Annotated in this window: 23 protein-coding genes and 3 pseudogenes; 7 read left to right on the top strand and 19 right to left on the bottom strand. The window is 59.0% G+C overall.

The genetic code is table 11. The features are described from left to right. Positions 1 to 44 precede the first annotated feature (44 nt). Positions 45 to 362: pseudogene (locus EIEH_RS08435) on the top strand (KpsF/GutQ family sugar-phosphate isomerase); the annotation flags it as partial. Here EIEH_RS08435 and rsmJ read toward each other — a convergent pair. The 3 genes from rsmJ to EIEH_RS08420 all read right to left on the bottom strand — a co-directional run bounded on the left by rsmJ (position 344) and on the right by EIEH_RS08420 (position 3,755). Continuing rightward, positions 344 to 1,096, bottom strand: coding sequence for a 16S rRNA (guanine(1516)-N(2))-methyltransferase RsmJ (gene rsmJ / locus EIEH_RS08430; protein ID WP_015872902.1), 753 nt, complete (start codon positions 1,094 to 1,096; stop codon positions 344 to 346). The pseudogene EIEH_RS08435 and the gene rsmJ sit on opposite strands and share 19 nt — an antisense overlap. Then, positions 1,096 to 3,138, bottom strand: coding sequence for an oligopeptidase A (prlC, locus tag EIEH_RS08425; protein ID WP_035609239.1), 2,043 nt, complete (start codon positions 3,136 to 3,138; stop codon positions 1,096 to 1,098). Before prlC ends, rsmJ begins: the two co-directional genes overlap by 1 nt. A 143-nt stretch (positions 3,139 to 3,281) precedes the next feature. After that, positions 3,282 to 3,755, bottom strand: a complete 474-nt coding sequence (locus EIEH_RS08420) for an HIT family protein (RefSeq protein ID WP_015872904.1) — start codon at positions 3,753 to 3,755, stop codon at positions 3,282 to 3,284. Between the two features lie 165 nt (positions 3,756 to 3,920). On the opposite strand from EIEH_RS08420, the gene EIEH_RS08415 reads away from it, so the two are divergent. Both EIEH_RS08415 and gorA read left to right on the top strand, forming a co-directional pair. Continuing rightward, a complete protein-coding gene (locus tag EIEH_RS08415) occupies positions 3,921 to 4,763 on the top strand; it encodes a 23S rRNA (adenine(2030)-N(6))-methyltransferase RlmJ (protein ID WP_015872905.1) in 843 nt (280 codons plus the stop codon). A gap of 176 nt (positions 4,764 to 4,939) precedes the next feature. Then, positions 4,940 to 6,292, top strand: coding sequence for a glutathione-disulfide reductase (gene gorA / locus EIEH_RS08410; RefSeq protein ID WP_015872906.1), 1,353 nt, complete (start codon positions 4,940 to 4,942; stop codon positions 6,290 to 6,292). 53 nt (positions 6,293 to 6,345) lie between these two features. On the opposite strand, the gene EIEH_RS08405 is transcribed toward gorA, so the two are convergent. Together EIEH_RS08405 and EIEH_RS08400 are read right to left on the bottom strand one after the other, a co-directional pair. After that, positions 6,346 to 7,923, bottom strand: coding sequence for a methyl-accepting chemotaxis protein (locus EIEH_RS08405; protein ID WP_015872907.1), 1,578 nt, complete (start codon positions 7,921 to 7,923; stop codon positions 6,346 to 6,348). A 314-nt stretch (positions 7,924 to 8,237) separates the two neighbouring features. Continuing rightward, positions 8,238 to 8,609, bottom strand: a complete 372-nt coding sequence (locus EIEH_RS08400) for a hypothetical protein (RefSeq protein ID WP_015872908.1) — start codon at positions 8,607 to 8,609, stop codon at positions 8,238 to 8,240. A 227-nt stretch (positions 8,610 to 8,836) separates the two neighbouring features. On the opposite strand from EIEH_RS08400, the gene ddlA reads away from it, so the two are divergent. Beyond that, positions 8,837 to 9,940, top strand: a complete 1,104-nt coding sequence (gene ddlA, locus EIEH_RS08395) for a D-alanine--D-alanine ligase (RefSeq protein ID WP_015872909.1) — start codon at positions 8,837 to 8,839, stop codon at positions 9,938 to 9,940. A gap of 117 nt (positions 9,941 to 10,057) precedes the next feature. Beyond that, positions 10,058 to 10,267, top strand: a pseudogene (locus EIEH_RS17605) (transposase); the annotation flags it as partial. Between the two features lie 7 nt (positions 10,268 to 10,274). Here the strand turns inward: EIEH_RS17605 and EIEH_RS08390 are convergent. Next, positions 10,275 to 11,168 carry a LysR family transcriptional regulator gene (locus tag EIEH_RS08390; protein WP_015872910.1) on the bottom strand — a complete coding sequence of 298 codons (894 nt, stop codon included), beginning with the start codon at positions 11,166 to 11,168 and terminating at the stop codon, positions 10,275 to 10,277. A gap of 239 nt (positions 11,169 to 11,407) precedes the next feature. On the opposite strand from EIEH_RS08390, the gene EIEH_RS08385 reads away from it, so the two are divergent. Beyond that, the gene (locus EIEH_RS08385) at positions 11,408 to 12,181 is read left to right on the top strand and encodes a CDP-diacylglycerol diphosphatase (RefSeq protein ID WP_015872911.1); all 774 of its coding nucleotides are present in this window, start codon (positions 11,408 to 11,410) and stop codon (positions 12,179 to 12,181) included. Here EIEH_RS08385 and pdeH read toward each other — a convergent pair. Further along, complete coding sequence (gene pdeH / locus EIEH_RS08380) at positions 12,178 to 12,951, bottom strand: cyclic-guanylate-specific phosphodiesterase (RefSeq protein WP_015872912.1); 774 nt, start codon at positions 12,949 to 12,951, stop codon at positions 12,178 to 12,180. The genes EIEH_RS08385 and pdeH overlap by 4 nt on opposite strands. A 276-nt stretch (positions 12,952 to 13,227) precedes the next feature. On the opposite strand from pdeH, the gene kdgK reads away from it, so the two are divergent. Next, positions 13,228 to 14,157 carry a 2-dehydro-3-deoxygluconokinase gene (gene kdgK / locus EIEH_RS08375; RefSeq protein WP_015872913.1) on the top strand — a complete coding sequence of 310 codons (930 nt, stop codon included), beginning with the start codon at positions 13,228 to 13,230 and terminating at the stop codon, positions 14,155 to 14,157. Between the two features lie 77 nt (positions 14,158 to 14,234). Here kdgK and EIEH_RS08370 read toward each other — a convergent pair whose 3' ends face one another. From EIEH_RS08370 to dppC, 12 genes and pseudogenes are all read right to left on the bottom strand, one after another. Next, positions 14,235 to 15,767 carry a M16 family metallopeptidase gene (locus EIEH_RS08370; protein ID WP_015872914.1) on the bottom strand — a complete coding sequence of 511 codons (1,533 nt, stop codon included), beginning with the start codon at positions 15,765 to 15,767 and terminating at the stop codon, positions 14,235 to 14,237. 312 nt (positions 15,768 to 16,079) lie between these two features. Then, positions 16,080 to 17,360, bottom strand: coding sequence for a dicarboxylate/amino acid:cation symporter (locus EIEH_RS08365; protein ID WP_015872915.1), 1,281 nt, complete (start codon positions 17,358 to 17,360; stop codon positions 16,080 to 16,082). A 199-nt stretch (positions 17,361 to 17,559) separates the two neighbouring features. Further along, complete coding sequence (gene hmsP / locus EIEH_RS08360) at positions 17,560 to 19,587, bottom strand: biofilm formation regulator HmsP (RefSeq protein ID WP_015872916.1); 2,028 nt, start codon at positions 19,585 to 19,587, stop codon at positions 17,560 to 17,562. A 274-nt stretch (positions 19,588 to 19,861) separates the two neighbouring features. After that, a pseudogene (locus EIEH_RS18950) lies at positions 19,862 to 20,026 on the bottom strand (cellulose synthase subunit BcsC-related outer membrane protein); the annotation flags it as partial. A 91-nt stretch (positions 20,027 to 20,117) separates the two neighbouring features. Continuing rightward, positions 20,118 to 20,285 (bottom strand): hypothetical protein, encoded by a 168-nt coding sequence (locus tag EIEH_RS19275; protein WP_155961514.1) that lies wholly within the window; start codon positions 20,283 to 20,285, stop codon positions 20,118 to 20,120. A gap of 296 nt (positions 20,286 to 20,581) precedes the next feature. Beyond that, positions 20,582 to 20,794, bottom strand: a complete 213-nt coding sequence (locus tag EIEH_RS18945; protein WP_035609227.1) for a hypothetical protein — start codon at positions 20,792 to 20,794, stop codon at positions 20,582 to 20,584. Between the two features lie 134 nt (positions 20,795 to 20,928). Continuing rightward, positions 20,929 to 21,123: a hypothetical protein gene (locus EIEH_RS18940; protein WP_035609225.1), complete on the bottom strand. Its 195-nt coding sequence runs from the start codon at positions 21,121 to 21,123 to the stop codon at positions 20,929 to 20,931. A 126-nt stretch (positions 21,124 to 21,249) separates the two neighbouring features. Continuing rightward, positions 21,250 to 22,371: a cellulose synthase complex periplasmic endoglucanase BcsZ gene (gene bcsZ / locus EIEH_RS08340; RefSeq protein ID WP_015872918.1), complete on the bottom strand. Its 1,122-nt coding sequence runs from the start codon at positions 22,369 to 22,371 to the stop codon at positions 21,250 to 21,252. Further along, positions 22,368 to 22,679, bottom strand: a complete 312-nt coding sequence (locus EIEH_RS08335) for a hypothetical protein (RefSeq protein WP_015872919.1) — start codon at positions 22,677 to 22,679, stop codon at positions 22,368 to 22,370. Before EIEH_RS08335 ends, bcsZ begins: the two co-directional genes overlap by 4 nt. Positions 22,680 to 23,376: 697 nt before the next feature. After that, positions 23,377 to 24,369: a dipeptide ABC transporter ATP-binding subunit DppF gene (gene dppF, locus EIEH_RS08330; RefSeq protein WP_015872922.1), complete on the bottom strand. Its 993-nt coding sequence runs from the start codon at positions 24,367 to 24,369 to the stop codon at positions 23,377 to 23,379. Continuing rightward, positions 24,366 to 25,346, bottom strand: a complete 981-nt coding sequence (gene dppD / locus EIEH_RS08325) for a dipeptide ABC transporter ATP-binding protein (protein WP_015872923.1) — start codon at positions 25,344 to 25,346, stop codon at positions 24,366 to 24,368. Before dppD ends, dppF begins: the two co-directional genes overlap by 4 nt. Positions 25,347 to 25,356: 10 nt before the next feature. Then, the gene (gene dppC, locus EIEH_RS08320; protein ID WP_015872924.1) at positions 25,357 to 26,277 is read right to left on the bottom strand and encodes a dipeptide ABC transporter permease DppC; all 921 of its coding nucleotides are present in this window, start codon (positions 26,275 to 26,277) and stop codon (positions 25,357 to 25,359) included. Between the last annotated feature and the right edge of the window lies 1 nt (position 26,278).

Raw genomic sequence — 26,278 nt, 5'->3', positions numbered from 1 at the left:
AGGAGGCGAAATGACACCAGGCGCAGGCGGCCTGGCAAATCTATAGCGCCGAGCTGGCCCACCGGCTGTCGGCGCTACAGGTGAAGGGGGTTCCCCTGATCGCCGCAACGGAGAATCCGCGCTCGGCCATCGCCCGCGCGGCGCAGCTGACGCTGGCGACCGGGGTACAGCACGAGATAGACCCGCTCAACATGCTGGCCACCACCGCCATCATCTTGGTGTTGGCCCTGTTCGATGCCGCCTGCGCCTGTCTGATGCAGCGCAGCGGCTACGCTCGCCAGACCCTGCCGAGCGTACATCCCGGCGGCGACGTCGGGCTAAGCCTGCTCCGCAGCGCGGACGATCAGGCCAGCGGCGCGTAGATGTCGAAGCGGTGGCTTTTGGTCAGGGTCGCGTTAGGGGTTGCGACGCCAGCCAGCGGCGGCGCATAGTCTGGCCGCTTGACCACCACCCGCTTGGTTGCCAAACGGCGCGCCGGCGCCAGCAGGGCATCGGCGTCGTCATCGGCGCCGACCAGCGCCTGAAACACCCGCATATCTTTCTTCACCAGCGCACTTTTCTGCCGGTGAGGAAACATCGGATCGAGATAGACCACCTCGGGGCGGGGCGTCAATGTCGCCAACGCCTCGATACTGGAGGCGTGCAGCAGGGTCAAGCGCTCGCGCAGCCAGGGGCCGATCTCCGCATCGGCATAGCCACGCTGTAGACCGTCATCCAGCAACGCCGCCACCGCCGGGTGACGCTCCAGCATCCGCACCCGGCATCCCAACGACGCCAGTACAAACGCATCGCGGCCCAGCCCGGCGGTGGCATCGACCACATCGGGTAGGTAGCCGCCTTTGATGCCAACCGCCTTGGCCACCGCCTCACCGCGCCCGCCGCCAAAGCGTCGGCGGTGCGCCAGCGTCCCGCCGACGAAGTCGACGAAAATGGCCCCCAGCTTCGGCTCATCCAGCTTGCGCAGCTCCAGTCGCTGAGGCGTCAGCACCAGCGCCAATACAGCGTCGGCGTCATGACACAGCCCCCAGCGCTGCGCCAGCGCGCTCAGCGCCGCCGCATCGGCACCCTCCTCCGCCAGCAGCTGAACCGCCGCCATCAGCCCTTGATCCCGTAATGACGCAGCATGGCATCGATCTGTGGCTCACGCCCGCGGAACGCTTTAAACAGGGTCATCGGCTCATCGGAGCCCCCCTGCGACAGCACGTTATCCAAGAAGGCACGCCCGGTATCAACGTTAAAGATCCCCTCCTCCTCAAAGCGGGAGAAGGCATCCGCCGACAGCAGCTCAGCCCACAGATAGCTGTAGTAACCGGCCGCATAGCCACCGGCAAAGATGTGGCTGAACGCGTGTGGGAAACGCCCCCACTCCGGCGACGGCACCACTGCCACCAGCGCCTTGACCTGACGCAGGGTCTCCATGATCTGAGCGCCCTGCGACGGGTCGAATTCGGTGTGCAGACGGAAGTCAAACAGCCCGAACTCCAGCTGGCGCAGGATAAACAGCGCGGACTGATAGTTCTTGGCCGCCAGCATCCGCTCCAGCATCGCCTGTGGCAACGGCTCGCCGCTCTGATAGTGGCCGGAGATAAAGGCCAGCGCCTCCGGCTCCCAGCACCAGTTTTCCATAAACTGGCTCGGCAACTCGACCGCATCCCACGGCACCCCGTTAATACCGGAAACCCCCGGGGTTTCGATACGGGTCAACATATGGTGCAGACCGTGGCCAAACTCGTGGAACAGCGTGGTGACTTCATTATGGGTGAACAGCGCCGGCTGATCGCCCAACGGGCGGTTAAAGTTGCAGGTCAGGTAGGCCACCGGCTTCTGTAGCGTGCCGTCGGCGCGACGCAGACGCCCGGCGCAGTCATCCATCCAGGCGCCACCGCGCTTGTGTTCGCGCGCGTACAGATCCAGGTAGAAGCTGCCGCACAACTCACCATCGCTGCCGTACAGCTCAAAGAAACGTACCTCTGGATGCCAGACATCCACGTCGTGACGCTCTTTGGCCGTGATGCCATAGATGCGATGCACCACCTCAAACAGCCCGCTCAGCACCGTCGGCTCGGGGAAATAGGGACGCAGCTCCTCGTCACTGATGGCGTAGAGATGCTGCTTCTGTTTCTCGCTGTAGTAGGTGATGTCCCAAGGCGCCAGCTCGCTGACGCCATAATGGCGCAGGGCGAAGGCGCTGAGCTGCTCCAGCTCCGCTGTCCCCTGTTTATGGGCACGCTGCGCCAGATCGTTGAGGAACCCCAACACCTGCTGCGGATTTTCAGCCATCTTGGTCGCCAGCGACTTGTCGGCGTAGCTGGCAAAGCCCAGCAGCTGGGCCAGCTCATGACGCAGCGCCAGCGTCTCGTTCATGATGGCGCCGTTGTCCCATTCGCCTGCGTTCGGCCCCTGATCGGAGGCTCGCGTGGTAAAGGCGCGGTACATCTCATAGCGCAGTTCGCGGTTGTCTGCATAGGTCATCACCGGCAGGTAACTCGGCATATCCAGCGTCAGCAGCCACCCCTGCTGGCCACGTGACGACGCCAGCTCATAAGCCGCCGCCAGTGCACTCTCCGGCAGGCCGGCCAGCGATGCCTTCTCCGTCATCAGCTTGCTCCAGCCCATGGTCGCATCCAGCACATTGTTGCTGAAGGCGGAGCCCAGCTCGGACAGACGCATGACGATTTCGCCGTAGCGCTTCTGCGCCTCCGGCGGCAGGCCGATACCGGACAGCTCAAAGTCACGCAGCGCATTATCCACCGCCCGCTTCTGGGCCTTGTCCAGCGCCATGTAGCCCTCTCCCGCCTTCAGCTGACGGTAGGCCTGATACAGCCCCTGATGCTGGCCAACCCAGGTACCGTACTCCGACAGCAGCGGCAGGCACTGTTCATAGGCCGCCCTCAGCTCCGGGCTGTTCTGCACTGCATTGAGGTGGCTGACCGGCGAAAAAATACGCCCCAAACGATCGTCGGCCTCAGCCAGCGGTTGTACCAGATTCTCCCAGGTAAAGGGGCCGGTCTGCGCCACCACTCGTTCCACCGCGACACGGCAGTCGGCCAGCGCCGCGCTCACCGCCGGTACCACATCCGGTGGCGTAATACGGGAGAAGGGCGGGAATACAAAGGGAGTCAGCAAAGGATTGGTCATCTGCACGTGTCCTATAGTCGGCGGGGCTGACACGGCAGCCCCGGAATTCGGGTTATCCGCCGCGTGACGCCGCGGATAAAATAAGGCGTAATGAACCTAGGATGGGGACTGTGGCGCAGAAAATCAATCTCTGCGCGCACGGACTAGAGAGTAGCGGCGAATGCGACGCGCCGGATATGTTGTGCCAGCTCGGCCAATCGGGCGTCATCGGCGCGCTGGGCATCGTGGGAGGAGAGATAGCCCTCATAACGCGTGAAGAAACGCTCGCTGCGCGACTCGATGGGGCGCCATTCGGCCATATTGGCGGTGCCGTGCATCGGGAACAGCTTACTGTGCACATGATCCACGCCAAACCCCTCAAAGAACATGCCGCAGCGGCCCACGTCCTCAAAGGCAGCATCGAGCAACCGCGCCACCTTCTTGGTAGCCAGCGTCAACTTCGCCAGCACATCGTCGGGCAAGTCGAAGGCATAACTGGGGTAATGGCGCTTGGGGATAACCACACTGAACCCGTCCGTATTGGGATAGATAGACAGAAAGGCCAGATGCCCGTCATCTTCCCAGATCTTATGGCACGGCGCCTCGCCGCGTACGATTTGACAAAAAATACAGCTCATCGTCTTCGCATCTCCTCAATGGCGGCGCACGGGTTTATCACGCCTCGGCCCATGAAATGGGGTATACTTTATCCAATATCGCGCCGCGCCGGTCTCTGCCTGTCGCGACCGCATTAGTCAGGCTTCATTTTTAACCCGAATGACTCACCAGAAGCAAATCACCCTATGTTAAGTTACCGTCACAGTTTTCATGCCGGCAACCACGCCGACGTTCTCAAGCACACCGTCCAAAGCCTGATCATCGCGGCGCTGAAGGAAAAGGACAAACCGTTCCTGTACCTCGATACCCACGCAGGCGCCGGGCGCTATCTGCTCAGCGGCGAACATGCCGAGAAGACCGGCGAATACCTGGAGGGGATCGCCCGTCTATGGCAGCGCGACGATCTGCCGGAGGCGCTGACGCCGTATATGGACGCCGTGCGTCACTTCAACCGCTCCGGCCAGCTGCGCTATTACCCCGGCTCTCCGCTGCTCGCCCGGCAGCTGCTGCGCGAGCAGGATCGCCTGCACCTGAGCGAGCTGCATCCCAGCGACTTTCCGCTGCTGCGCGCCGAATTCCAGAAAGACGGGCGCGCCCGGGTCGTCCGTGAAAATGGCTACCAGCAGCTCAAGTCCCAGCTGCCGCCAGCGACACGGCGCGGCCTGATCCTGATCGACCCGCCCTATGAGCTGAAGAGCGACTATCAGGATGTAGTGAAAGGGATCCAGGAGGGGCACAAACGCTTTGCCACCGGCACCTATGCGCTATGGTACCCGGTGGTGCTGCGCCAGAACATCAAGCGAATGGTCCATACCCTGGAGGAGACCGGCATTCGCCGTATCCTGCAGATTGAGCTGGCGGTACGCCCGGACAGCGATCAGCGCGGGATGACCGCCTCCGGGATGATCGTCATCAATCCGCCGTGGAAGCTGGAGGAGCAGATGCGCAGTCTGCTGCCCTGGCTGCATCAAGCGCTGGTTCCACAGGAAACCGGCCACGCCAGCGTAAACTGGATCGTCCCAGAGTAATTCCACTCGCTTCATACGGAATTTGTGCCCTGCCGACGGCAAGATTTTGCTGTCGGCCCACCGCAGCGTTACACTTCGGAGCAATCCTGCAATAGCCGCGGTATCTCGCCATCCTGCCTCCGGCAGAGAGGCATTGCGGGGCAAATCCGATTTGTTGATAACGCGAAGACATCCCTATGACTAAACATTATGACTATCTCGCCATCGGCGGCGGCAGCGGCGGTATCGCCTCCATCAATCGGGCGGCGATGTACGGCCGCAAGTGTGCGCTGATCGAAGCCAAAGCGCTGGGCGGCACCTGCGTCAACGTGGGCTGCGTTCCGAAGAAAGTGATGTGGCACGCCGCGCAGATCGCTGAAGCCATCAAACTATATGGCCCGGATTATGGTTTTGACACCACGCTCAACCGTTTCGACTGGCAGCGCCTGATCGACAGCCGCAGCGCCTATATTGAGCGTATTCATCAGTCCTATCAGCGCGGTCTGGGAAATAACAAAGTCGACGTTATCCAGGGAGTTACCACCTTTATTGACGCCCACACGATCGATGTCAACGGCGAGCGTATCAGCGCCGACCATATCCTCATCGCCTCCGGGGGACGGCCAGCGCACCCGGATATCCCGGGCGCAGAATATGGCATCGACTCCGACGGATTCTTTGCCCTTGACGCGCTGCCACAGCGCGTCGCCATCGTCGGCGCCGGTTATATCGCGGTCGAGATCGCCGGGGTGCTCAACGCGTTGGGCGCAGAAACCCACCTGTTCGTCCGCAGGCATGCGCCGCTACGCAGCTTTGACAGCCTGATCGTCGATACCCTGTTGGAGGTGATGCACAGCGAAGGGCCTCAGCTGCATACCCACAGCGTGCCGCAGTCAGTGGTTAAAAATGCGGACGGCAGCCTGACGCTGATGCTGGAAAACGGCCATAGCCAGACCGTCGATTGTCTGATCTGGGCCATTGGCCGCGATCCGAATACCGACCGCCTCAATCTGGGGGCTGCCGGGGTCACTACCGACGCCAACGGCTATATTCCGGTTGATGCGTTCCAGAATACCAACGTTCCCGGCATCTACGCCGTCGGGGACAATACCGGCGCCGTCGAGCTGACGCCGGTCGCTGTCGCCGCCGGGCGCCGCCTCTCTGAGCGTCTGTTCAACAATAAGCCGCAGGAGCACCTGGATTACAGCAATATCCCCACCGTGGTCTTCAGCCACCCGCCGATCGGCACCGTGGGACTGAGCGAAGCGCAGGCGCGTGCGCAGTACGGCGATGAACAGATTAAGGTCTACACCTCCTCATTTACCGCCATGTATAGCGCGGTCACCCAGCACCGTCAGCCGTGTCGCATGAAGCTGGTGTGCCAGGGGGCGGATGAACGGATCGTCGGGATCCACGGGATCGGCTTCGGTATGGATGAAATGCTGCAGGGCTTCGCCGTGGCGCTGAAGATGGGCGCCACTAAGCGGGACTTTGACAATACCGTGGCCATCCATCCGACGGCCTCTGAAGAGTTTGTTACCATGCGTTAACCCGATGTCACGCTACGGGCCAGCCCTCGCCGGCCCGTATGGCGTTGGCACGCTTATGCCGGGCGCGACGCCTGACTCTCTGGCAATGTAAATAGGGCAACCGCCTGGGACAGGCTGCAGGCCCGCTCCTCCAGCGATGTGGCGGACGCGGCGGACTGCTGCACCAGCGCAGCGTTCTGCTGGGTCACCTGCTCCATCTCACTCACCGCCTGACTTACCTGAGCGATCCCCTGACTCTGTTCGTCAGAGGCCGCCGCGATCTCGGCAATAATTCCGGTGACCCGCTGGGCAGCACCAACCACCGACTGCATCGTCTCTCCTGCCTGCGTCGCCTGCTGGGAGCCGGTATCGATACGCCGTACCGAATCCTCGATCAACGTACGAATCTCACGCGCCGCCTGGGCGCTGCGCTGAGCCAGACTGCGCACCTCACCGGCCACCACGGCAAAGCCTCGCCCCTGCTCTCCGGCGCGCGCCGACTCTACTGCCGCATTAAGCGCCAATATATTGGTCTGGAAAGCAATAGAGTCAATCACCCCGGTAATGCTGGCAATTTTACGTGAGCTGTCGGCGATCTCGTCCATCGCTGTGACGACCTGGCCGACCACCGCTCCGCCCTGATTCGCCGTCGCAGAGGCGCTGCTGGCCAGCTGGCTGGCCTGGCGGGCGTTATCGGCATTCTGGCGCACCGTAGCCGTTAACTGCTCCATGCTGGCCGCTGTCTCCTCCAGAGCGGCCGCCTGCTGCTCGGTACGCGACGATAGATCCGCATTGCCGACGGTAATGTCACTGCTGCCGTGCAGCAGTGTATCGGCGCCGTTGCGCACCTGTCCGACGATCGAAATCAGCGCCTGCTGCATTTCACTGATGCTGTGCGCCAGGCTCCCCAGCTCGTTGCGCCCGCCCGCCAGCGTCGCCGACAGATCGCCGGCGGTCAGACGACGCAAATGCGCGTGCAGCTGGGCCAGCGGCCGCAGCAGGATCCCTCGCGCCGCCACCCCGGCCAGGATGATTAACAGCACAACCGCCAGCGCGATCCCGGCCAACGTCCACACCATACGCCCAAAGCTGCGCTGGTTGGCGTCGATCCCCTGCTGCAACAGGCCATGATTCTGGGCGCGCCACTGGGCATAAATCTTCGCCATGGCCTCCTGCGCCTCCTGGGTCTCCAGCTTGCCGTAAGCCGGATAGTCGCCGGCGCGCAGGTAGTGCGATGAATCGCGCAGCAGGCGATACAACGCCGTGAAGCGATGCTCAACCTCCGCCGCTAACGCAGCGTCCTGCCCAGGCAGCCGCGGCGCGGCACGATAGTTTTTGAAGTAGCCTTCGGCGCTGTCCAGCGAAGCATTCGCCGCATTCAGCAGCGAGCCGATTTCAAGCTGTGCCACCCCGGCATTTTGCTGCTTCAGGTAACGAATCGCGACACGGTTAATGGTCACTCGCGTCATCACCAGCGTCTGCCAGCCATCGGCCAACTGCTCCTGCTGATAGCTCAGCGCCCGTGACTGCGAGAAGTTACCCCGATCCTGCGCGATCGCCATATAAAATAGACGCCCGGAAACTCCCTGCAGCAGGATAAATATGGCCAATAAGACGATAATTCCCGTGATAACCCTGACGTTTTTAAACATGCCGTTTTCCTAAGTGCTTTAATGGTATGTATCTAATAAGGATATATCGGCAGGGGCGTTGGAAAATTCGCGATATTAGTCACATAAATATACGCTCGACGTTTATTTTTTTATTTTGAAAAACAGGATGAAATATGATTTTTATCAAAAATCATTCGGTTAGATGCATGTCATTGGCACAAGCTCACCGCAAGTGTATAAACAATCAGATTTATTGATTTAAATACAGTAAATCATGATAACTCATATGATTTTAATCCGGTTAATAAATTAAATTTAATTAAATTTATTAAAACCATCACTCATTGCTCAACTCATTCGACGGAGTAGGGGCACCCCGTCGGCACATTGGGAGAGACGGTGTACAAGCGCGTCACCCGGATCACCCGATCGTAGTCGGCCGGGAAGCCTTCGCTGCCTTTCCCCTCATCCACCCCATCGAACTCAACGTACACATGGGGATAGGGCTGGTTGAACTGACTGCGCTGACGGGCTATCTGGTTCTCTGCCGCACGCAGCTGACCATCGTTGTCATACAGCCAGGCATCTCGACCACCGCCGCAAGGCGTGAATCCACTCACCTCAAAACCTTCACTGTATATACCGCGAAAAGCGGGCTCTACCGTCGTATCACTGCACCCCGCCAACAGCATCGCCAACCCCAGCATACATCCCGCTCGTCTCATATCCCGCTCCTGCTCCGTACCATTTTGAGAGACCCAGCATATGCCATTACAAGTTAACTGCGTATCAATCTCAGCGTACACCGCGCCATTCCAGACATATCCTACGGCGATCCCACGGGTAAAATGCGCCATTTTACGCGGGTCGTAGTGACAAAGGGTTGGCGTTTACCCGGTTCAGCGATATGGTAAAACCTATTTTATTTTTGGTAAGTTATACGGGTTGGATAATGGCAAAAATTCGCGTTGGCATTGTGTTCGGCGGTCAATCCTGCGAGCACGAGGTTTCTCTTCAATCAGCAAAAAATATTGTCGAAGCGATCGATCAATCACGTTTTGACGTAACACTTATCGGTATCGACAAGCAGGGATACTGGCATCTATGCAGCGGGCAGGACTACCTGAACCATGCCCATGACCCACAGCATATCGCCCTGAATCATTCAGAACGCCGTCTGGCGGTGATCCCCGGAGCAATCCAGGGACAGCTTATCGATAGTGTCAGCGGTGAAATTCTACCCTCGCTGGACGTTATTTTTCCCATCGTACACGGCACGCTGGGCGAGGATGGCTGCCTGCAGGGTATGCTGAAAATGCTGAACCTGCCCTTTGTCGGATCCGACGTCATCGGCTCCGCTGCCTGCATGGATAAAGAGGTATGCAAACGCCTGCTGCGCGATGCAGGCTTGCCGATCACCCCCTTCGTCACGCTGACCCGCGCCACGCAGACCCACTACAACTATGAGACGCTGCGCAGCCAGCTGGGCGAGACGCTGTTTGTCAAGCCGGCCAACCAGGGCTCCTCCGTCGGCGTCAACAAGGTTCGTAACGCGGATGAGTATCACCGCGCGATTGCCGATGCGCTGCGCTTCGATCATAAGGTAATCGTCGAACGCGGAGTGATTGGGCATGAGATTGAATGCGCCATCCTCGGTAACGAGGTGGCGCAGGCCAGCGTCTGTGGCGAGATCGTCCTGCACAGCGACTTTTATTCCTATGACAGCAAGTACATCAGCGCACAAGATGCTCAGGTGGTCGTGCCGGCAGCGATGGCGCCCGAAGTCAGCGAGCGCGTCCGTCAAACCGCCCTACGGGCGTTTCAGGCGCTGGAGTGCCGCGGTCTGGCACGCGTCGATGTCTTTGTAACCGCAGAGAATGAAGTCATTATCAATGAGATCAACACACTGCCTGGATTTACCAATATCAGTATGTATCCCAAACTGTGGCAGGCCAGCGGTATCAGCTATCAGGCGCTGATCACCCAGCTGATCGAGCTGGCGCTAGAGCGCCACCGCGTGGACAGCCAGCTGTGCCGGGCGACAGGCAGCCTCTAACGACTGCAGTTCAGAGCCTGCAACGCAGGCTCTTTTTTTACGAAATATCGCGAATAAAGATTAAAAAATCGGTCTCGACTCCAACTTAGAGCCGCTAACAAAACCGAGTTAGCAGGCATGACACGAAAAATCATCAGTAAGCAGCTCTGGAAATCCTTACAGCCACTTCTGCCGCCCCAACAGCCTTCGTCATGGAGTGGCCGCCCACGCCTTGATGACTATGCCGTTCTCAACGGTATTCTGTTTGTCCTTACGACTGGGATACCGTGGGAGGACTTGCCCCAGTCGCTGGGTTTTGGCAGCGGAATGACATGCTGGCACCGGTTAGCGGCTCTTAGTCACTGCCACGGATGCGTAGAATATCTATCAATTCGATAATGCAGGGATCGGTCGTCCGGCTTTTATGATAGTGCGCATATATGGTTCCCGTGGAGCGCCCCAGGGTGTGATCCAATACCTGAACCTCCACCAGACGCGCAAACTCCTGGGCAAACTGCTTGCTACACAGCAGGATATAATCGCTGGAGGCCGCCACCATCATCAGATTCAGCAACGATGAGCTGGAGTAGATCGGCGCCTTCCGGTGAGGGTTAAGTACCTCATCATCCTCAAACAACGACGGCCACATCGTCAGGCTCAGGTAATCCTCCTGCGCCAGCTGCTCCAGCGTAAACCCCGGGCCGATGCGGGGATGGCCCACCCGGCACAACACTGCGGGCTGTACATCGAATACAGGCACATTGGTAATCATCCAGTCTGCGTATTTCTGCGGCGTAAAGCTGATATCGATTTTCCGCGAGCGTAGCCGACTGATATCCCGGGTTAAATCACCATCATGGGTTTCCGTCATCAACGCTACGCTGTCAAATGGGTAATGGTAACGCTGCAGCAAACGGGTCAGATAAAACTCCAACAACGGGGACATACTGAGCTTTAATCGGGTCTGACGGCGATCGCCCTGGTGAATACCATTGGTTAAATTCGCGGCGCGCTGAATATTATTTAATGCCTGCGCCAGATTAGGCGTAATATTGTATGCTAACGCTGTCGGCTCTAACCCTTGCTTGGTCCGGATAAACAACGGGTCGTTAAATGCATCACGCATTTTTTTCAACGCGCGGCTAATCGAAGCTGTAGAGCTGCCCAACAACTCTGCAGCCAGTGTTACACTACGCGTATCCATCACGGTCAGAAAAGTCCTAATAACACTCACATCAACATCGAGCATATTTTTACCTTTGGTCAGCCACTACAGCAGGATCCGCATACTGGCACGGCCATTGTAAATTCAGGATATTTTTTATGCAATTATCCTATGCTGGCAACAGAGTTCATCGTTAAAATATGCCGTCATCAATCTGATACAGAGGATAAATAAAATATTTATCCTCACCATGAACTCAGGTGCCAAGTGGCCACTATCGGGCGATAGTCCATTATTTTACACCTCTGTAAACAGGTATCATCATGCAGATCCGTCACCGCTATACCTATGGCCTTGCGGCAACGCTGCTGCTGCTGGCTGCCGCCGTCACGCTGTTGCTGTATCATCCGCAGAGCGATGCGCTGTGGCGCATTGTCAGCCAGCAGTGTCTCCCCCACCAGCAGGCAAGCGGCGATCCCGCACCCTGCGCCTATCTGGACCGCAGCCAGGGCTACGCCCTGTTCAAGGATCGTCGGGGGGCGCTGCAGTACCTGCTGCTGCCCACCGTCCGTAGCAGCGGCATCGACGATCCGCAGCTGCTCAACCCGGCGACGCCCAACTATATGGCGCTGGCGTGGTATAGCCGCCCGCTGTTAAGCCAGCGCTACGGCCAACCGATAGCCGATAGCCGGCTCTCGCTGACCATCAACTCGCGCGCGGGACGTACCCAGGATCAGCTGCATATTCATCTCTCCTGCACCCGTCAGGCGGTCGTCTCCCAACTGTGGAAAATCTATCCCACGCTCGGAACGCAGTGGCAGGCAGTCAGCAATGGGATCAATGGTCACCCCTACTGGGCAAGACGATTGAGCAATGAAACGCTGGCGCGGGAAAGTCCTTTTATTCTGCTCTCCCGCTTAAACGGGGCGCATGATGATATGGCGGCCTATGGGCTGGCGCTGCTGCCGGCGCCGGACGGTCAGCTGATCCTGCTGGCGACCCGCCGGGCGCTGTGGCGCGGCAGTCTGGCCTCGATTGAGGAGATTCAGGACCATCGCTGCCCGCAGCTGTATCCCTCGCCGCCGCACACCGACTAGCCGGCGAAACGCTGAGGTAATAGGGGAAGACGTTCAAACTGGAGCGGTCGTGACAGGTAGTAGCCCTGGGCCGCACAGGCGTCCGAGCGTTGCACCAGCTGCCAGGCCTGAGCCGTCTCCACCCCTTCAACAATCACCCCACGCGAGTACTGGCGCATCATCGCCACCAGCGCCATAAATAGATCGGTTCCCTGCTGCGTCTGACACAGCAGGGCAAACACGGCGCGATCCAGCTTGACGAACTCATAGCGGACATCGATGAGCGAAGAGAAGTTAGCCAGGCCGCTGCCAAAGTCATCCAACCATAGGCGATGCAGATCCGGCAGCCCGTGGATCGGTGCACTGCCATGTACATGCTCAAGTATCTCAAAGCGTAAAAACGGCAGTTCACCGATCAGCGTCACAGCCTCAGCCTTCTTCTGCAGCGCATGCAGCACCTGGCCATCCACATTGATAGAGACAAACAGGCCATACTGCCCGAAAAAAGCACGCCAGTGATGTACCAGGCGCAGCTGTTCCAGCAGCACCTGCAAACGCAGCGACAGCGGAATATTGGCGAAGTAGAGTTCCGGTGAAAGCCGCTGCGTCGGCTGATCCGGGTGAGCCACCTGGGTTAGCAGCTCGATGGCCAGCAGACGGCCACAGGTAGAGTAGATAGGCTGAAAAGTGTACTCCCGTCCACAGGACTGCCAATCGGCACTGCCCAAGGTATCGTGGTGCAGCAACGACACGGCTCCCGGGCCACCGGATACGATATTGCCAATATTCATGCATTTCCCATCCGTTGATCTCTGAAGAACGGCAGCCTCTGCGCCCCTATAACGGGAGCCCAGCAGTGGAGCATACCCCTCCCTACTGCTGTGTTTATCGGCATGTATGATAAAAGCTTTAACCCCGGTAGCAGCAGGCTCCCGGCCTCCATTCAGAGGTGGGTTTTTAGATCCAAATCATATAAAAACAGAACGTTGTTTTATTTTTATTGACGAGGGTATTTCCCATCGACAAACTAGAGGTCATTTTCTCTGGTTACCACGGGCTGATTTCCCATGACGAGCGCGAACATTGCCATTATTGGCGAATGCATGATTGAACTGTCACAGAAAGGCGCAGATCTAACGCGCGGATTCGGCGGCGATACCCTGAACACCGCTGTATACCTGGCCCGTCAGGTGCCCGCCGAACGCCTGTCCGTGCACTATGTCACCGCGTTGGGCTGCGATAGCTTCAGCGGTGAAATGATCGATTCTTGGCAGCAGGAGGGTCTACAGACGGCTCTGGTTCAGCGCATGAACGATAAGCTGCCGGGGCTGTATGTGATCGAAACCGACACGTACGGCGAGAGGACGTTCTACTACTGGCGCAACGACGCCGCCGCCCGCTACTGGCTGCAGAGCATCGAGGCCGATGCCATCTGCGACCGTCTGGCGCAATTTGACTACCTGTATCTCAGTGGGATCAGCCTGGCCATTCTGGATGACGCTAGCCGTGAACGCCTGATGCTGCTGCTGCAGCGCTGTCGGGACAACGGCGGCAAGATTATCTTTGATAATAACTACCGCCCACGTCTGTGGCAGGGGATGGAGCAGGCCCGCAATGCCTATCGCGCCATACTTTCCTGCACCGACATCGCCTTCCTGACGCTGGACGACGAAGATTTACTGTGGGGGCAGCAGCCGCTGGATGCCGTACTGGAGCGGACTCACGCCCTTGGCGTCAGCGAGGTCATCATCAAGCGTGGCGCCGATGCCTGCCTGGTCTCCATCGGCACCCGGCGTGATGAGATCCCAGCGGTCAGACTGGCCAAAGAGCAGGTCATCGACACCACCGCGGCCGGAGACTCTTTCAGCGCTGGCTATCTGTCTGTCCGCCTGATGGGTGGCGATGTACAAACGGCAGCGGCCCGGGGACACCTGACAGCCAGCACGGTGATCCAGCACCGCGGCGCCATCATTCCCCGCGACGTCATGCCCGCCTAACCATCCACGGTGGGCCACACAGAACAACGCCAGCTCACGCCGGCGTTGTTCTGTCGCACCTGTCGCAGCGTACGTACCTACTGCGCCAGCGGCTGAGACGGCGTAGTTTCGTGAGCCGGGTTTTCAGCGGCGGCCGGCTGGGATGGTGTATCCACCGTCTCCGCGGTGACGGCCTCTTCACCCTCGAGCCCCATCACCCGATTATACTCCTCCAGCAGCCGGCCAACGTTCTCCTCTGCCTCGCCGCGCGGCTGACGCAGCACCACGGCAGGTTCCCGCGACAGCATGATATGCAGCTCCTGGTTAATATCGTCCAGCGTCAGAGCGCTCAGAAACGTCTGACGCAGCTTCTGATAGGCCTCCGGTGCGATATCCACCACACCACTTTGCTGTGAGCGCAGACGCTGACTCATCAGGATTTCGGTATTGGTCCGCGCATAGGTGGCGAACAGGTGGCTCAGCTGATCGTTCTTTTGCCCCAGCAGAGTGTCAAACTCCGTCTGGGTAATCCCATCATCACGCAGCGCGGACATCTCATCGGCGATAAACGCCAGCGTCTTACTCAATGACGCCTGGGCCGTCTCTAAATGGATTGCACACTGCGAGCGCTGATACTGCACCTGGCAGTTAAAGCTCAGGTTCACACTGCCTTTCAGCGCGCTGTTGGCCAGCACCTGTTGTAGATGCCAGAACAGCGCCTCGCGCGCTAAGTCGCTACGCCAATAGCGTAGCAACATCTGGGAGTCGCGGATCGGCTGCCACGGTGTATCCCAGACCAGCGACAGGATATCCTGCTGGGTACCATCGGCGATCAGGCTCACCGGTGCCGCGGCCAGCGCCGGCAACGCCGGCACGGTGGCAGGCGTCTCCCGCTGGCCGCTCAGGGAGCCGAAGGTTTGATTAATCTGTTCACTCAGCGCCCGGGCATCCACGTTGCCAACCACATACAGTGTTATCGCATCAGGGGTATACCACTGATGATAAAAGGCCTTCAGCTGCGTCGGCGCCAGTGGAACCACCGCTGCCCGTCCGGGCTCATGGCCCAATAGGTTGGATCCCTTCAGACGGTAGCGCCACCAGGGATCGCCAGCCTCGCCGGGCTGCGCCATCACACGGCTGTCGGCACCTTTCAGCGCCTCACCGACCGTCTCGGCATTCACCTGCAGATCGCCGGCAGTATTGGCCAGCCAGCGCAGGGCATCCTTCATCAGATCGGGGCGGTTATTGGGCAGACTCAGGTTATAGCTGGTGTAGTCGTACGAGGTGATCGCTGTCGGCATCGGGCGGGCGGGATCGATTGCCTGCTGCCAGAACGACTGCAGTGCGGGCGCATCAAGCCCCTTGCCCTGCGCCAGAGCCAGGCGCGGCAACAGGTGGGCATACCCCATCTGCTGAGGAGACTCCGACAGCGAGCCGGTGTTGACGATCATACGCAACTCAATGCGATCGGACGGACGCTGCGGTGTAGCCAGTATCTGCCAGGAAAGACCATTCGACAGCTTGCCCTCCTGCCAGGCAGGGTCGGGTTGTAGCGTTTCAGAATGCACGCAGGTACCGGCCATGGCCAGCGCCAGCCCACCAACCATCAGACGCAATTTGGTGTATTGCATGTGAACCCCTACTCAAATCAGACAAAAGCGTAACCCACGCATATAGGTGTTGTTCCGTTAGACCACAGAAAACAGCCAAAGTCGCAAACGCTTAAAAAAATTCCGCGTAACGCTACGCGTCGGGAACAGGAAATAGATGAGATCATTATAAAGGCGCCCCCGACAGCATCAAGCCGCAGGGGGAAACATTCACTCTCGGTAACAAAAATCCGCCGGGGGGGAACATTCACCCCCGGTAACAAAAAGCCGGGGGCGATGGCGGAATAAGAGGAGAACGCGACGGCACACTCTTGCTGCCGGGCTGGAAAGGCGCTATGCGATGGGATCCCTCAGAGCGCTGTCACGGCCTCCGAGTACGGCATTCATCTGTTTTTCATTCAGTTGACGACAGCGCTTGGCGACAACGATCGTCGCCACACCGTTGCCGATCAGGTTGGTCAGGGCCCGGGCTTCCGACATGAAGCGATCGATGCCCAGGATCAGTGCCAACCCGGCTACCGGAAGATGCCCTACCGCCGACAGGGTCGCAGCCAAGACGATGAAGCCGCTGCCGGTCACGCCGGCGGCACCCTTCGAGGAGAGCAGCAGGACCACCAGCAACGTCACTTGATGCCAGATATCCATCTGGGCATTGGTCGCCTGGGCGATAAATACCGCCGCCATGGTCAGATAGATAGAGGTTCCGTCCAGATTAAAGGAGTAGCCAGTGGGGATCACCAGCCCCACCACCGACTTCTGGCAGCCCACTTTCTCCATCTTGTCCAGCATCCGTGGCAGTGCCGACTCCGAGGAAGAAGTACCCAGTACGATAAGCAGCTCCTCCTTAATGTAGGCAATAAAGCGGAAGATACTGAACCCGGTCGCCTTGGCGATGCTGCCCAGCACCAGCACCACAAACAGGGCGCAGGTGATATAGAAGCACAGGATCAACTGCCCCAGCTGTACCAGCGTTCCCACCCCATACTTACCGATGGTGAACGCCATGGCGCCGAAGGCACCGATGGGGGCCAGCTTCATAATCATGTTAATCACGCCAAAAATCACTTTGGCAAAGCTGTCGATCACATTGAAGATCAACTGCCCTTTTTCTCCCAAATGGTGCAGCGCAAAACCAAACATCACCGCAAACAGCAGCACCTGCAGGATGTTGCCGCTGGCAAAGGCACCGATAACGCTGCTGGGGATCACATCGAGCAGGAAAGCCACAATGCCCTGCTGCGCCGCCTGATCGGCATAGACCGCGACCGCCTTGGTATCCAGCGCGTTCGGGTCGACGTTCATACCTACGCCCGGCTGCAGTATGTTAACCACCACCAGGCCGATGATCAGCGCGATGGTACTGACCACCTCAAAATAGAGCAGCGCAATGGCACCGGTGCGCCCCACCGCTTTCATGCTCTCCATACCGGCAATACCGGTCACCACAGTACAAAAGATCACCGGTGCGATGATCATCTTAATCAGTTTGACAAACCCATCGCCCAACGGCTTCATCTGGGTACCCAGATCGGGATAGAAATGGCCGAGCAAAATACCAATAGTGATAGCCACCAACACCTGTAGATAGAGGCTCGTGAAGATACTTTTTTTCATGATTTTTATTCCTGGTCGGGTACGAACGCGCAGCTTCTGCATCCCGAATGGCGGGTATTGCATGCGTTTAAAAGTAACATTAAGTTAACAATATGAAAACGCGGCATTTCAATTATAAAATTTATTTAATCAAATCTATGAGCTGAAACGCATAAGACCCTGCAAGAATTATCCGTATTGCTAGCAGAGATCGTCGGTGCTATATGGAGGGAACCACCACAGTGGCCACCGGGTAATTCGCCAGAAAATCGCGCTGTGACAGCGCCGGTGAGAAGAAGTATCCCTGTGCATAGTGAATACCGTTAGCCAGTAACCAGTCGCACTGCCCCTGCGTCTCCACCCCTTCTGCAACCACCTCCAGGGAAAGCACCTCGGCAATCGAGCTGACAATGCGCACCAGCGCACCGTCCAGTGGGATCTGATCGATAAAACTTTTATCAATTTTAAGAATATCGACAGGCAAATGACGCAGGTAGTTCAGCCCGGAATACCCCATGCCGAAATCATCCAGCGCCACACGCACGCCCTGGTTACGCAGACAATCCAGCGTATCGGCCACCCTGTGAATATCGCTGATATAGGCGGTTTCGGTAATCTCCAGATGCAGATGCTCTGCTGCAATCGCATGCTGCAGCAGCAGGGTCTCCAGGCGTTGACCAAAGCGGGCGTCGGCCAGCTGCAGCGCAGAGACATTCAGCGACAGCGGTATCATCAACCCCCGTCGCTGCCAATCGACCAAAATCCGTACCGCCTCTTCCAGCACCCACTCGCCCAGTGCCACAATACCGCCCTGCTCCTCGGCCAGCGGAATGAACTGAGATGGCTCACTGCAGCCGCCGTCCTGCCGGTGCCAGCGGATCAGCGCCTCCGCCCCCGCCAGCCGCTGGCTGCGCAGATCAATCTGCGGCTGCAGGTACAGCTCAAAATCGCCCTGCCGCAGCGCGTTCAGAATCTCATTCTGCTGGGTTAAGCGTGCCTTGACACGCTCAGCCAGCTGGGGCTCAAAAAACAATACCCGATTCTTCCCGTCCGTCATCGCCATATTCAGCGCTGAGCGGGCCTGCATCAGCAACCGCTCCGTCTGGCTAAGCCCGCGATCCTCCTCTGATATCTCCTGCGACGGTCGACACATCGCGATCCCGATAGCCGCCGTTGGTCGCAGCGCCAGATTGTCCAGAGTCACCGGCTGCGTTAAGAGGCTCATCAGACGCTGAGCCTGCTGCATGGCATCGCTCGGGCGCGCCACATCGCCCGCCAGTATCAAAAAACCATCCTGGCTCGCCTGCGCCAACAGGCTGTTCGGCGAAGTCCCCTCATGCAGGCGCTCTACCAGCGTCATCAACAGCATATCGCGCTGCCCGCTGTCCAATACCCCCGTCACCTCCTGCAGGGTCGGGATGCTGACCATCATTACACACTGTCCCTCATGCCCATCCTGGCTCTGCTGCTCAAGCAGCGACACAAACAGCGTCTGACTGGGAAGGTTCGTTTGGGAATACTGACTCATGGTCTGGCGGGTCTTCTCCAGCACCTGCTGATTACGGTTATAGGTACGAACCAAGAGCCCCAGCTCATCATCGCCGTGATGAGGTAGTTGAGGAAGCTGATGGTAGTGCGGCGCCTCCCGCGGCATGTTGCGCAGCTCGCGAGCCAGCGCCCGCAGCGGATGCACCAGCAGGCGGTTCATGCACCAGCTGATGGCCACCGTCAGGATCAACGCCAACAGCAGATAGGTCGACACCATGGTCGCAAAGGTCGTGAGAATAAAACGGTACAGGCGGAATGAGTCCACCTGCAGGATCAGGTAACCCAACGGATGATCCGGCGTCGCGCGGCCACGATCTATGCCATACAACGGGGTGGAGAGCTGCAGTGGCAGATGGAAGAGTCGGCCCGCCCAGCGCGGCACGGGCCGCACCGCGGGAAAGTGACCGCGCAGCACCTGTACCTCATGATGAGGTAATACGATATCAGCCCGCGCGAGAATTCCACTTGCCCGCAAGCCGTCCAGGATCTGCTGGGTCTTGACGACATCCATGTTCAGCATCGCATCGGCCAGCGGCAGACGCACCGACTGGGCAATACTCTGCAGCTGCTGGCCATAGTCATCCTTACGCTGCTGCACAAAGTGAAACAGCTGAATTACCGTGAAGATACAGACGGTCACCAGCGCTACCGAGGAGACCAGCGCCATCTGTTTTATGGTTAAGGAACGACTGACTCGCAAACTCTCTCTCCGCACACAAAATTTGCTGACGGCCTGCTGCCGCGTCGGCGGCGCCCGCAGGCCTCAAACCGGCCGAGTATACTGGATTAACCAACGTTATTAACTATACCAAAAGATCGTTTCGCGCCTTTCCCATTCCATCCCTGGGATGAATGAGAGCCATCATGTTCCATATCCACATAATATTACGTAAAAAAAACGCTGCGCAGCGGCCTGTCCACCCGCGCGCGACGCATCTGTCGCCACTCTAGAAATCGGCATAGGACCGTAGAGGCTACGAAGGAAGATCCATGTCGCCCTGCCACCCCTGCATAAAGTAACGCACATAGATAAGCGCATGGCTGGGGGTATAGTCCTTCGCCTGCTGAAGATAGCCTCCGGCGCCGATGCACCAGTGGCTTCTCAACCACCGCACCACGATCGCCCGTAGGGTACAGCCACTAAGATCCTTGTCGTCATGCCCGAGCATATTGCCGAGCCAACGCTGACTCAGCGGTTATCTTCATTAATCAGCTTGTAGTAGCTCCCATTCAGCGCAGGCTGCTGCTCTCGGCATTCTTGCCCTCCAGGTAGTCGGCGATCAGCGCGACGCCATTGCGCCGAACAGCGCCCCACACCGTACCGCAGCGGGGATCCCACTGACCGAACGTTTCAACCTCCCCGAGGCGGACATCGCTGTTCTGCGGGTCGGGGATCAAAACGCTCTGATATCCTTTCTGGGCGGCAGAATAATCGTTCCGGGCCACTGCTCAGTCAGCCAACGTTAGCGCGATCGCCGTGGTGGCGGTCTGACGCTGTAAGTAAGCAACCGCTTACTATTCATGGCCGCCATCGCAGATGCCGTCGCTCCACTACACCGCAGGGCTCTATTGCAGCACCGCCTGAGCCCGATCAGGCTCACCAGCGTACCGACGTTCAGCCAGATACCGTCAGACGCGGTGCCTCGCTCAGCTTTTCCAGTGGACTGACGTCCCACCAGGGCCGTCTCCTGCGGCTACAGGTAGGCCAGCGTCTTATCTGGCGATTTCTGCTGGTAAATACTCACAAACTTCCTCAACACACGGCCATTAAGTGGATCGCGCCGCAGCGCCAGGCGATATGGTTGCTCCGCCAGCGCCAAATACCCCAGCGTAATCAGCAGCCAGTAGCGGTTAGCCTTCAGCAGGCTATGCCATTTACTAAGCTGATCGCTATGTGGATCGGCCACGATAGCGAATTCAAACCGGGCGATCGCTCACAATACCTACCCCGGCAGATGAGCAACCGTACGTCAGTACTCTGGCGCAAACACCAAACACCCGCGGGAGCGACATGCCGTGCATAGACTGCAACGGCTGCCGCCTACTGGCCTCCGGACGCCAACAGGCGCGCCTGCTGCAGCGCCTGGTCTCTCTCCGGCGTACTCAGCATCACCGGCATCCACACCGTTTGGCACACGGCGGCATCCGGTGCCGGACTGCACGACGTCCTGATAAGCTGGTTTGCAACGACGATATCCCCCAGACACAACAGCATGCGAATACGCGCCGGGATCACTTCAGGATCATCATCAAACGGTCGAGCAACTGCGTTACCAGATCATAACGCTGCGCGGATTCGCCTATGCATACCCGCACCTCACTGGCGTACTCAACGCCAGTGTCACCGGTAAGGCAGTCAGGCTCAGTCGGAAACATCGCATACGGAACCCCAGTTTGGCACCAGTTCACCCTGTAGATTAAAACGGTAACGCCGCTGATCCCATCCCAGGCCAAACAGCGTCAGGACTGAACTGTAGTAGTTATTATTCCCCGGCAAGTTGTCTTTTACCCGCTGCCGCTGCGCCGCCAATAACGGACTGTTGCTGGCATCCAGAAACGGCAACATGGCGGCCGAGAACCCAACGTTGCCTTCACCCTGGGGCTCTACGCCCAGTACACCGACCTTTTCAGGGATATATCCCAGACGCTCACTCAACGCCACCATCGGCTGCCAGTGCTTCACCAGCGCGCTTTTGGCCGGAGCGCCATCGGCCAGCATTCCCGCCCACAGATAGGCCCGGATGGCATCATAGCCGCTGATATAGGCCCGCCCCGGCGTCGGCAGCCAGCCCTTATTCCGCTGCCAGTTTGTCCAGTCCGGCACGATGCCATGCGGCGACGACGCCTCTAACATGCGCAATGCGCTGTACTGCAGACGGTTCCACGGTCCATGCAATGGCGCAATCCGAGCCAGGATCTGCGGTGGCAGGTAGCTTGGATTTATCGTCCACAGAGCGCCAGAGCGGAACCCCTGACGACCCGGCAGCAGCATCATGCCAAATCCCGGCAAGGAGACCACCTCCTCCCGGGCAATCCGCGCCAATAGCTGAATACTCAAATGTTGGTAATCGGAATCCTGCCACAGGCGCCCGGCCTCCAGCAGCGTATAGGCTATCCACAGGTCGGCATCCGAGGCAGAGTTATCATCCAATATGCGCCAACGCCCGTCATCATGGCGTCCCCACTTCCAGGCTGGCAAACGCTGGCTCAGACTGCCCTGCGACAGATTATTCTGCGTCCATGCCAATAACTTACCGAACAACGCGCGATCGTTATTGACCAAGGCAAAGAACAGCGCATAACTTTGCCCCTCCGAGGTGGTTACCTGGCGGGGAGAACTGGGATCGATAACCCGCCCGTCAGGGCTGATATAGCCCTGACGAAACTGCTCCCACTCATGCCATTCACAGGGTGCGCCAACGGTGGCGACGCTGACACACAGCAACGCAGCGGCCATCAGTGTACGGTAAACAGACTCTTTCATATGCTTATTTTCCTATCGTCGGGATCCAGACGGCGACGCAGCATCCACGGCACCTGCCACAGCACCAGGCTCACCAGAATAATCGCCAACAGCGCCAATGCCGCCAGAATGAACGGATGCGAGGAGAAGATATACCATAGGCGTTTCCACCAGGGCAGGTGGCCGACACAGTAAATGTCGCCTACCCGCAAACTATTGACACAGGATGTGCAAATAATGGAGAGCGAGCCATACATCACCGTGGTTTTACCGCTGCCAATCAAGCCATTATTAAGCAGCTCATTACCCTGCCAATTGACTGCCAGCAAAGCTGCCTCGCTACGCTGCGCATGGAAGCGACGAACTGACAGCGCACCCTATCATGCATCGCATTGTCCTCATGATTGAGGCTGGATCGGACTTTTTACCCCGCAGCACACCGGCAATGCCCAGTGGATTCAAATGACGACATTCACCCTTACGGCTCCGGACGGGTTAACCTTGGTACCATTGGCGCTCCGCAACTGAGTCTGCAGAAGGGCGTACGGTCGATACCCCGGTGAGCAGCCTGCCTTTATCACTGAGTATGCCAATATCAACCGACAGTGCCGCTGCGGATTCCGGCGCAACGCACTGTACAGAAAAATAAAAAATCTGAGCGACCGGCTGGGTAGCTTTTACGCCAGTGAACAACAGCGGCAAACCTATTTCCCCGATGCACTGTTCCCTTCAGCCCCCGCTGGCGTCACAGGCTAATATTGACCATAAGCTGACGGCATTCGACGGCGAACCCATCTTCAACGATCAGGCGATTCTGCAATCGCTGGCACCATACGGAAAAACTGGACGATATCCACACAGCCAGCGTTGTCAGCCCTGCCCGACGGCAATACGACTTTATCAATAGCGACCGGGAAGCCAACTGTAAACCACGGAGACAAAATCTACTCGCTCAGCTCAACACCCTCCTGGACGATCTGGCGAAATCCGGAAGCCATATCATTGGTAGTGATTGTGCCGGCGCAACTATGCCTCCACCTCACGCGCCACAGCAAAACAGGCGATCATCTGATCGTCATAGCGACGCAGCGGCGGCTGTAGCTGGCGACAGGTATCAAAGGCGCAGCGGCAGCGGGCATTAAAGGCACATCCGGGCGGCGGATTGAGCGGGCTGGGCAGCTCCCCACTCAGCTTAATCCGCTCGCGGCGCATCTGCGGGTTCAGCCGCGGCGTCGCCGACAGCAGCGCCTGGGTATAGGGGTGACGCGGATTGCCGAACACCGCCGCCTTGCTGCCCTTCTCGACGCAGCGCCCCAGATACATCACCATCACCTCATCGGCGATGTGCTCCACCACCGACAGATCGTGTGAGATAAAGACATAGGAGAGCCCCAGCTCCCGCTGCAGATCCATCATCAGATTGAGCACCTGGGCACGCACCGACACGTCGAGCGCCGACACCGGCTCATCGGCGATCACCACGTCCGGATTTAACATCAGGCCGCGGGCAATGGCGATGCGCTGGCGCTGGCCGCCGGAAAACATATGGGGATAGCGATCGTAATGCTCGGTCTTTAGGCCGACCCGCGCCATCATCGCCAGCGCCCGTTCGCGCCGCTGATCGCGTGACAGCGATGTATTGATCCGCAGCGGCTCCTCAAGGATCGCACCGACCTTCTTGCGCGGGTTCAGCGAGGCGTAGGGGTTCTGGAACACGATCTGGAGCTTCTGGCGGCGCAGCTTTTGCGCCTGCGCATCGGGCCGCAGCAGATCCTGGCCCCGATAATAGAGCTCGCCGGCGCTCGGCGTTTCGATCATCGTCAGCAGCCGTCCCAGCGTCGACTTACCGCAGCCTGACTCCCCGACCACCGCCAAGGTTTTCCCCCGTTCCAGGCTGAACGAGACACCATCCAGCGCCTTGACCAGCCTTTCCTGGGAAAACAGCCCGCTCTTGACCGGATAATGCTTTTTCAGGTCCACCGCCTGCAGTAACGGCGTCTGTAATATGGCTTCACTCATGCTGTCGGCCTCCCGGCGTCGTCCAATGGGGTGTGGCACTTCACCGCCCGCCCGTGCAGGCGGCGCAGCGACGGCTCCTCGCGGCGGCACTGCTCGGTCGCATAGGGGCAGCGCGGATTGAGCAGGCACCCCGTCGGGCGATCGTACTTACCCGGTACCACCCCCGGCAGCGACACCAGACGCTCGCCGTCCACCGCAAACTCGGGCAGCGCCCGCAGCAGCGCCTGGGTATAGGGGTGACGCGGCGTGTGGAAAATCTCGCCGGCCAGCCCGGACTCCACCACCTGCCCGGCGTACATCACGATGATCTTATGTGCCGCCTCCGCCACCAGCGCCAGGTCATGGGTGATCAGCACCAGCGCCATATTTTCCCGCTGCTGCAGCGCCAGCAGCAGTTCGATGATCTGCGCCTGAATGGTCACATCCAGCGCAGTGGTCGGCTCATCGGCAATCAGCAGCTTGGGACGGCAGGCGATCGCCATGGCGATCATCATCCGCTGACTCATACCGCCGGAAAGCTGATGCGGATAGACCGACAGACGCGAGGCGGGATCGGGAATGCCGACCTGAGTAAGCAGATCGATGGCACGCTGGCGCCGGGTACGCCGGTTGCCCCCCTGATGCACCTTCAGCGCCTCCATAATCTGAAATCCCACCGTGTAGCAGGGATTCAGGCTGGTCATCGGGTCTTGGAATATCATCGCCACCTCGGCCCCCACCAGCTGGCGTCGCTCCCGCTCGGAGATACGCTGCAGATCGGCGCCGTTAAAGCTCAGCCGCTGTGCCATCACCCGCCCGGGAAAATCGATCAGCCCCATAACGGCCAGTGAGCTGACCGATTTGCCGGAGCCGGACTCACCGACAATCCCCACCACCTCTCCCTGTTCAACCTGGTAGCTGATGCGGTCAACCGCACGGAAAGGGGCACTATCGTTACCAAAATGCACCGATAGCTGATCTACATCCAGTAATGCCATGTCCCTCTCCTTACTGCTTCAACTTCGGATCCAGCGCATCGCGCAGGCCGTCGCCCATCAGATTAAACGCCAGTACCGTCAACAGAATGGCCAGTCCGGGAAAAGTCACCACCCACCAGGCGCTCTGGGCAAACTGCAGCACATCGGACAGCATGGTGCCCCACTCCGGCGTCGGCGGCTGGGCGCCCATTCCCAGGAAACCCAGCGCGGCCATATCGAGGATCGCATTAGAAAAACCCAGCGACGCCTGCACGATCAGCGGCGCCAGGCAGTTGGGCAGGATATTGACGAACATCTGGCGCAGCGCACCGGCGCCAGCCACCCCGGAGGCGGTCACGTAGTCGCGATGCACCTCCGCCAATATCGCGGCGCGCGTAAGGCGGACATAGTGTGGCAGCGCCACAAAGGTCAGCGCCAGCGACGCATTGACGATAGAGGGGCCGAACATGGCCACCAGCACCAGCGCCAGCAGCAGACTCGGCAGCGCCAGCATGATATCGACCACCCGCATGACCAGCGCATCCACCGCGCCGCCGAAGTAGCCCGCCAGCAGCCCCAGCACCACCCCGAGGATCAGCGACAGCGCAACCACCAGGCAGCCCACCAGCAGCGACAGACGGGCGCCGTAAATCAACCGCGACAGCACGTCGCGCCCCACGTCATCGGTACCCAGAATAAAGCGCCAGCTGCCGTCGGCCTCCCAGACCGGCGGACGCAGCAACGCATCGCGGAACTGCTCCTGCGGCAGGTGCGGCGCAATGATATTGGCCCCCAGCGCCACCACCACCACGATCGCTACGTAGATAAGCCCTGCGACGGCGCCTTTATTGCGGCGAAAATAGTGCCAGAACTCCTGCAGCGGCGTCATCGGCCGCGGGGCCGGGACACCGGATGGGGTGGTCGCCGTCGCGGCCGTTGTTGGTTCAGACATC

It is taken from the genome of Edwardsiella ictaluri ATCC 33202 (assembly GCF_000264785.1).
GTDB lineage: Bacteria > Pseudomonadota > Gammaproteobacteria > Enterobacterales > Enterobacteriaceae > Edwardsiella > Edwardsiella ictaluri.
This window is presented reverse-complemented; position numbering and strand designations above follow the sequence as displayed.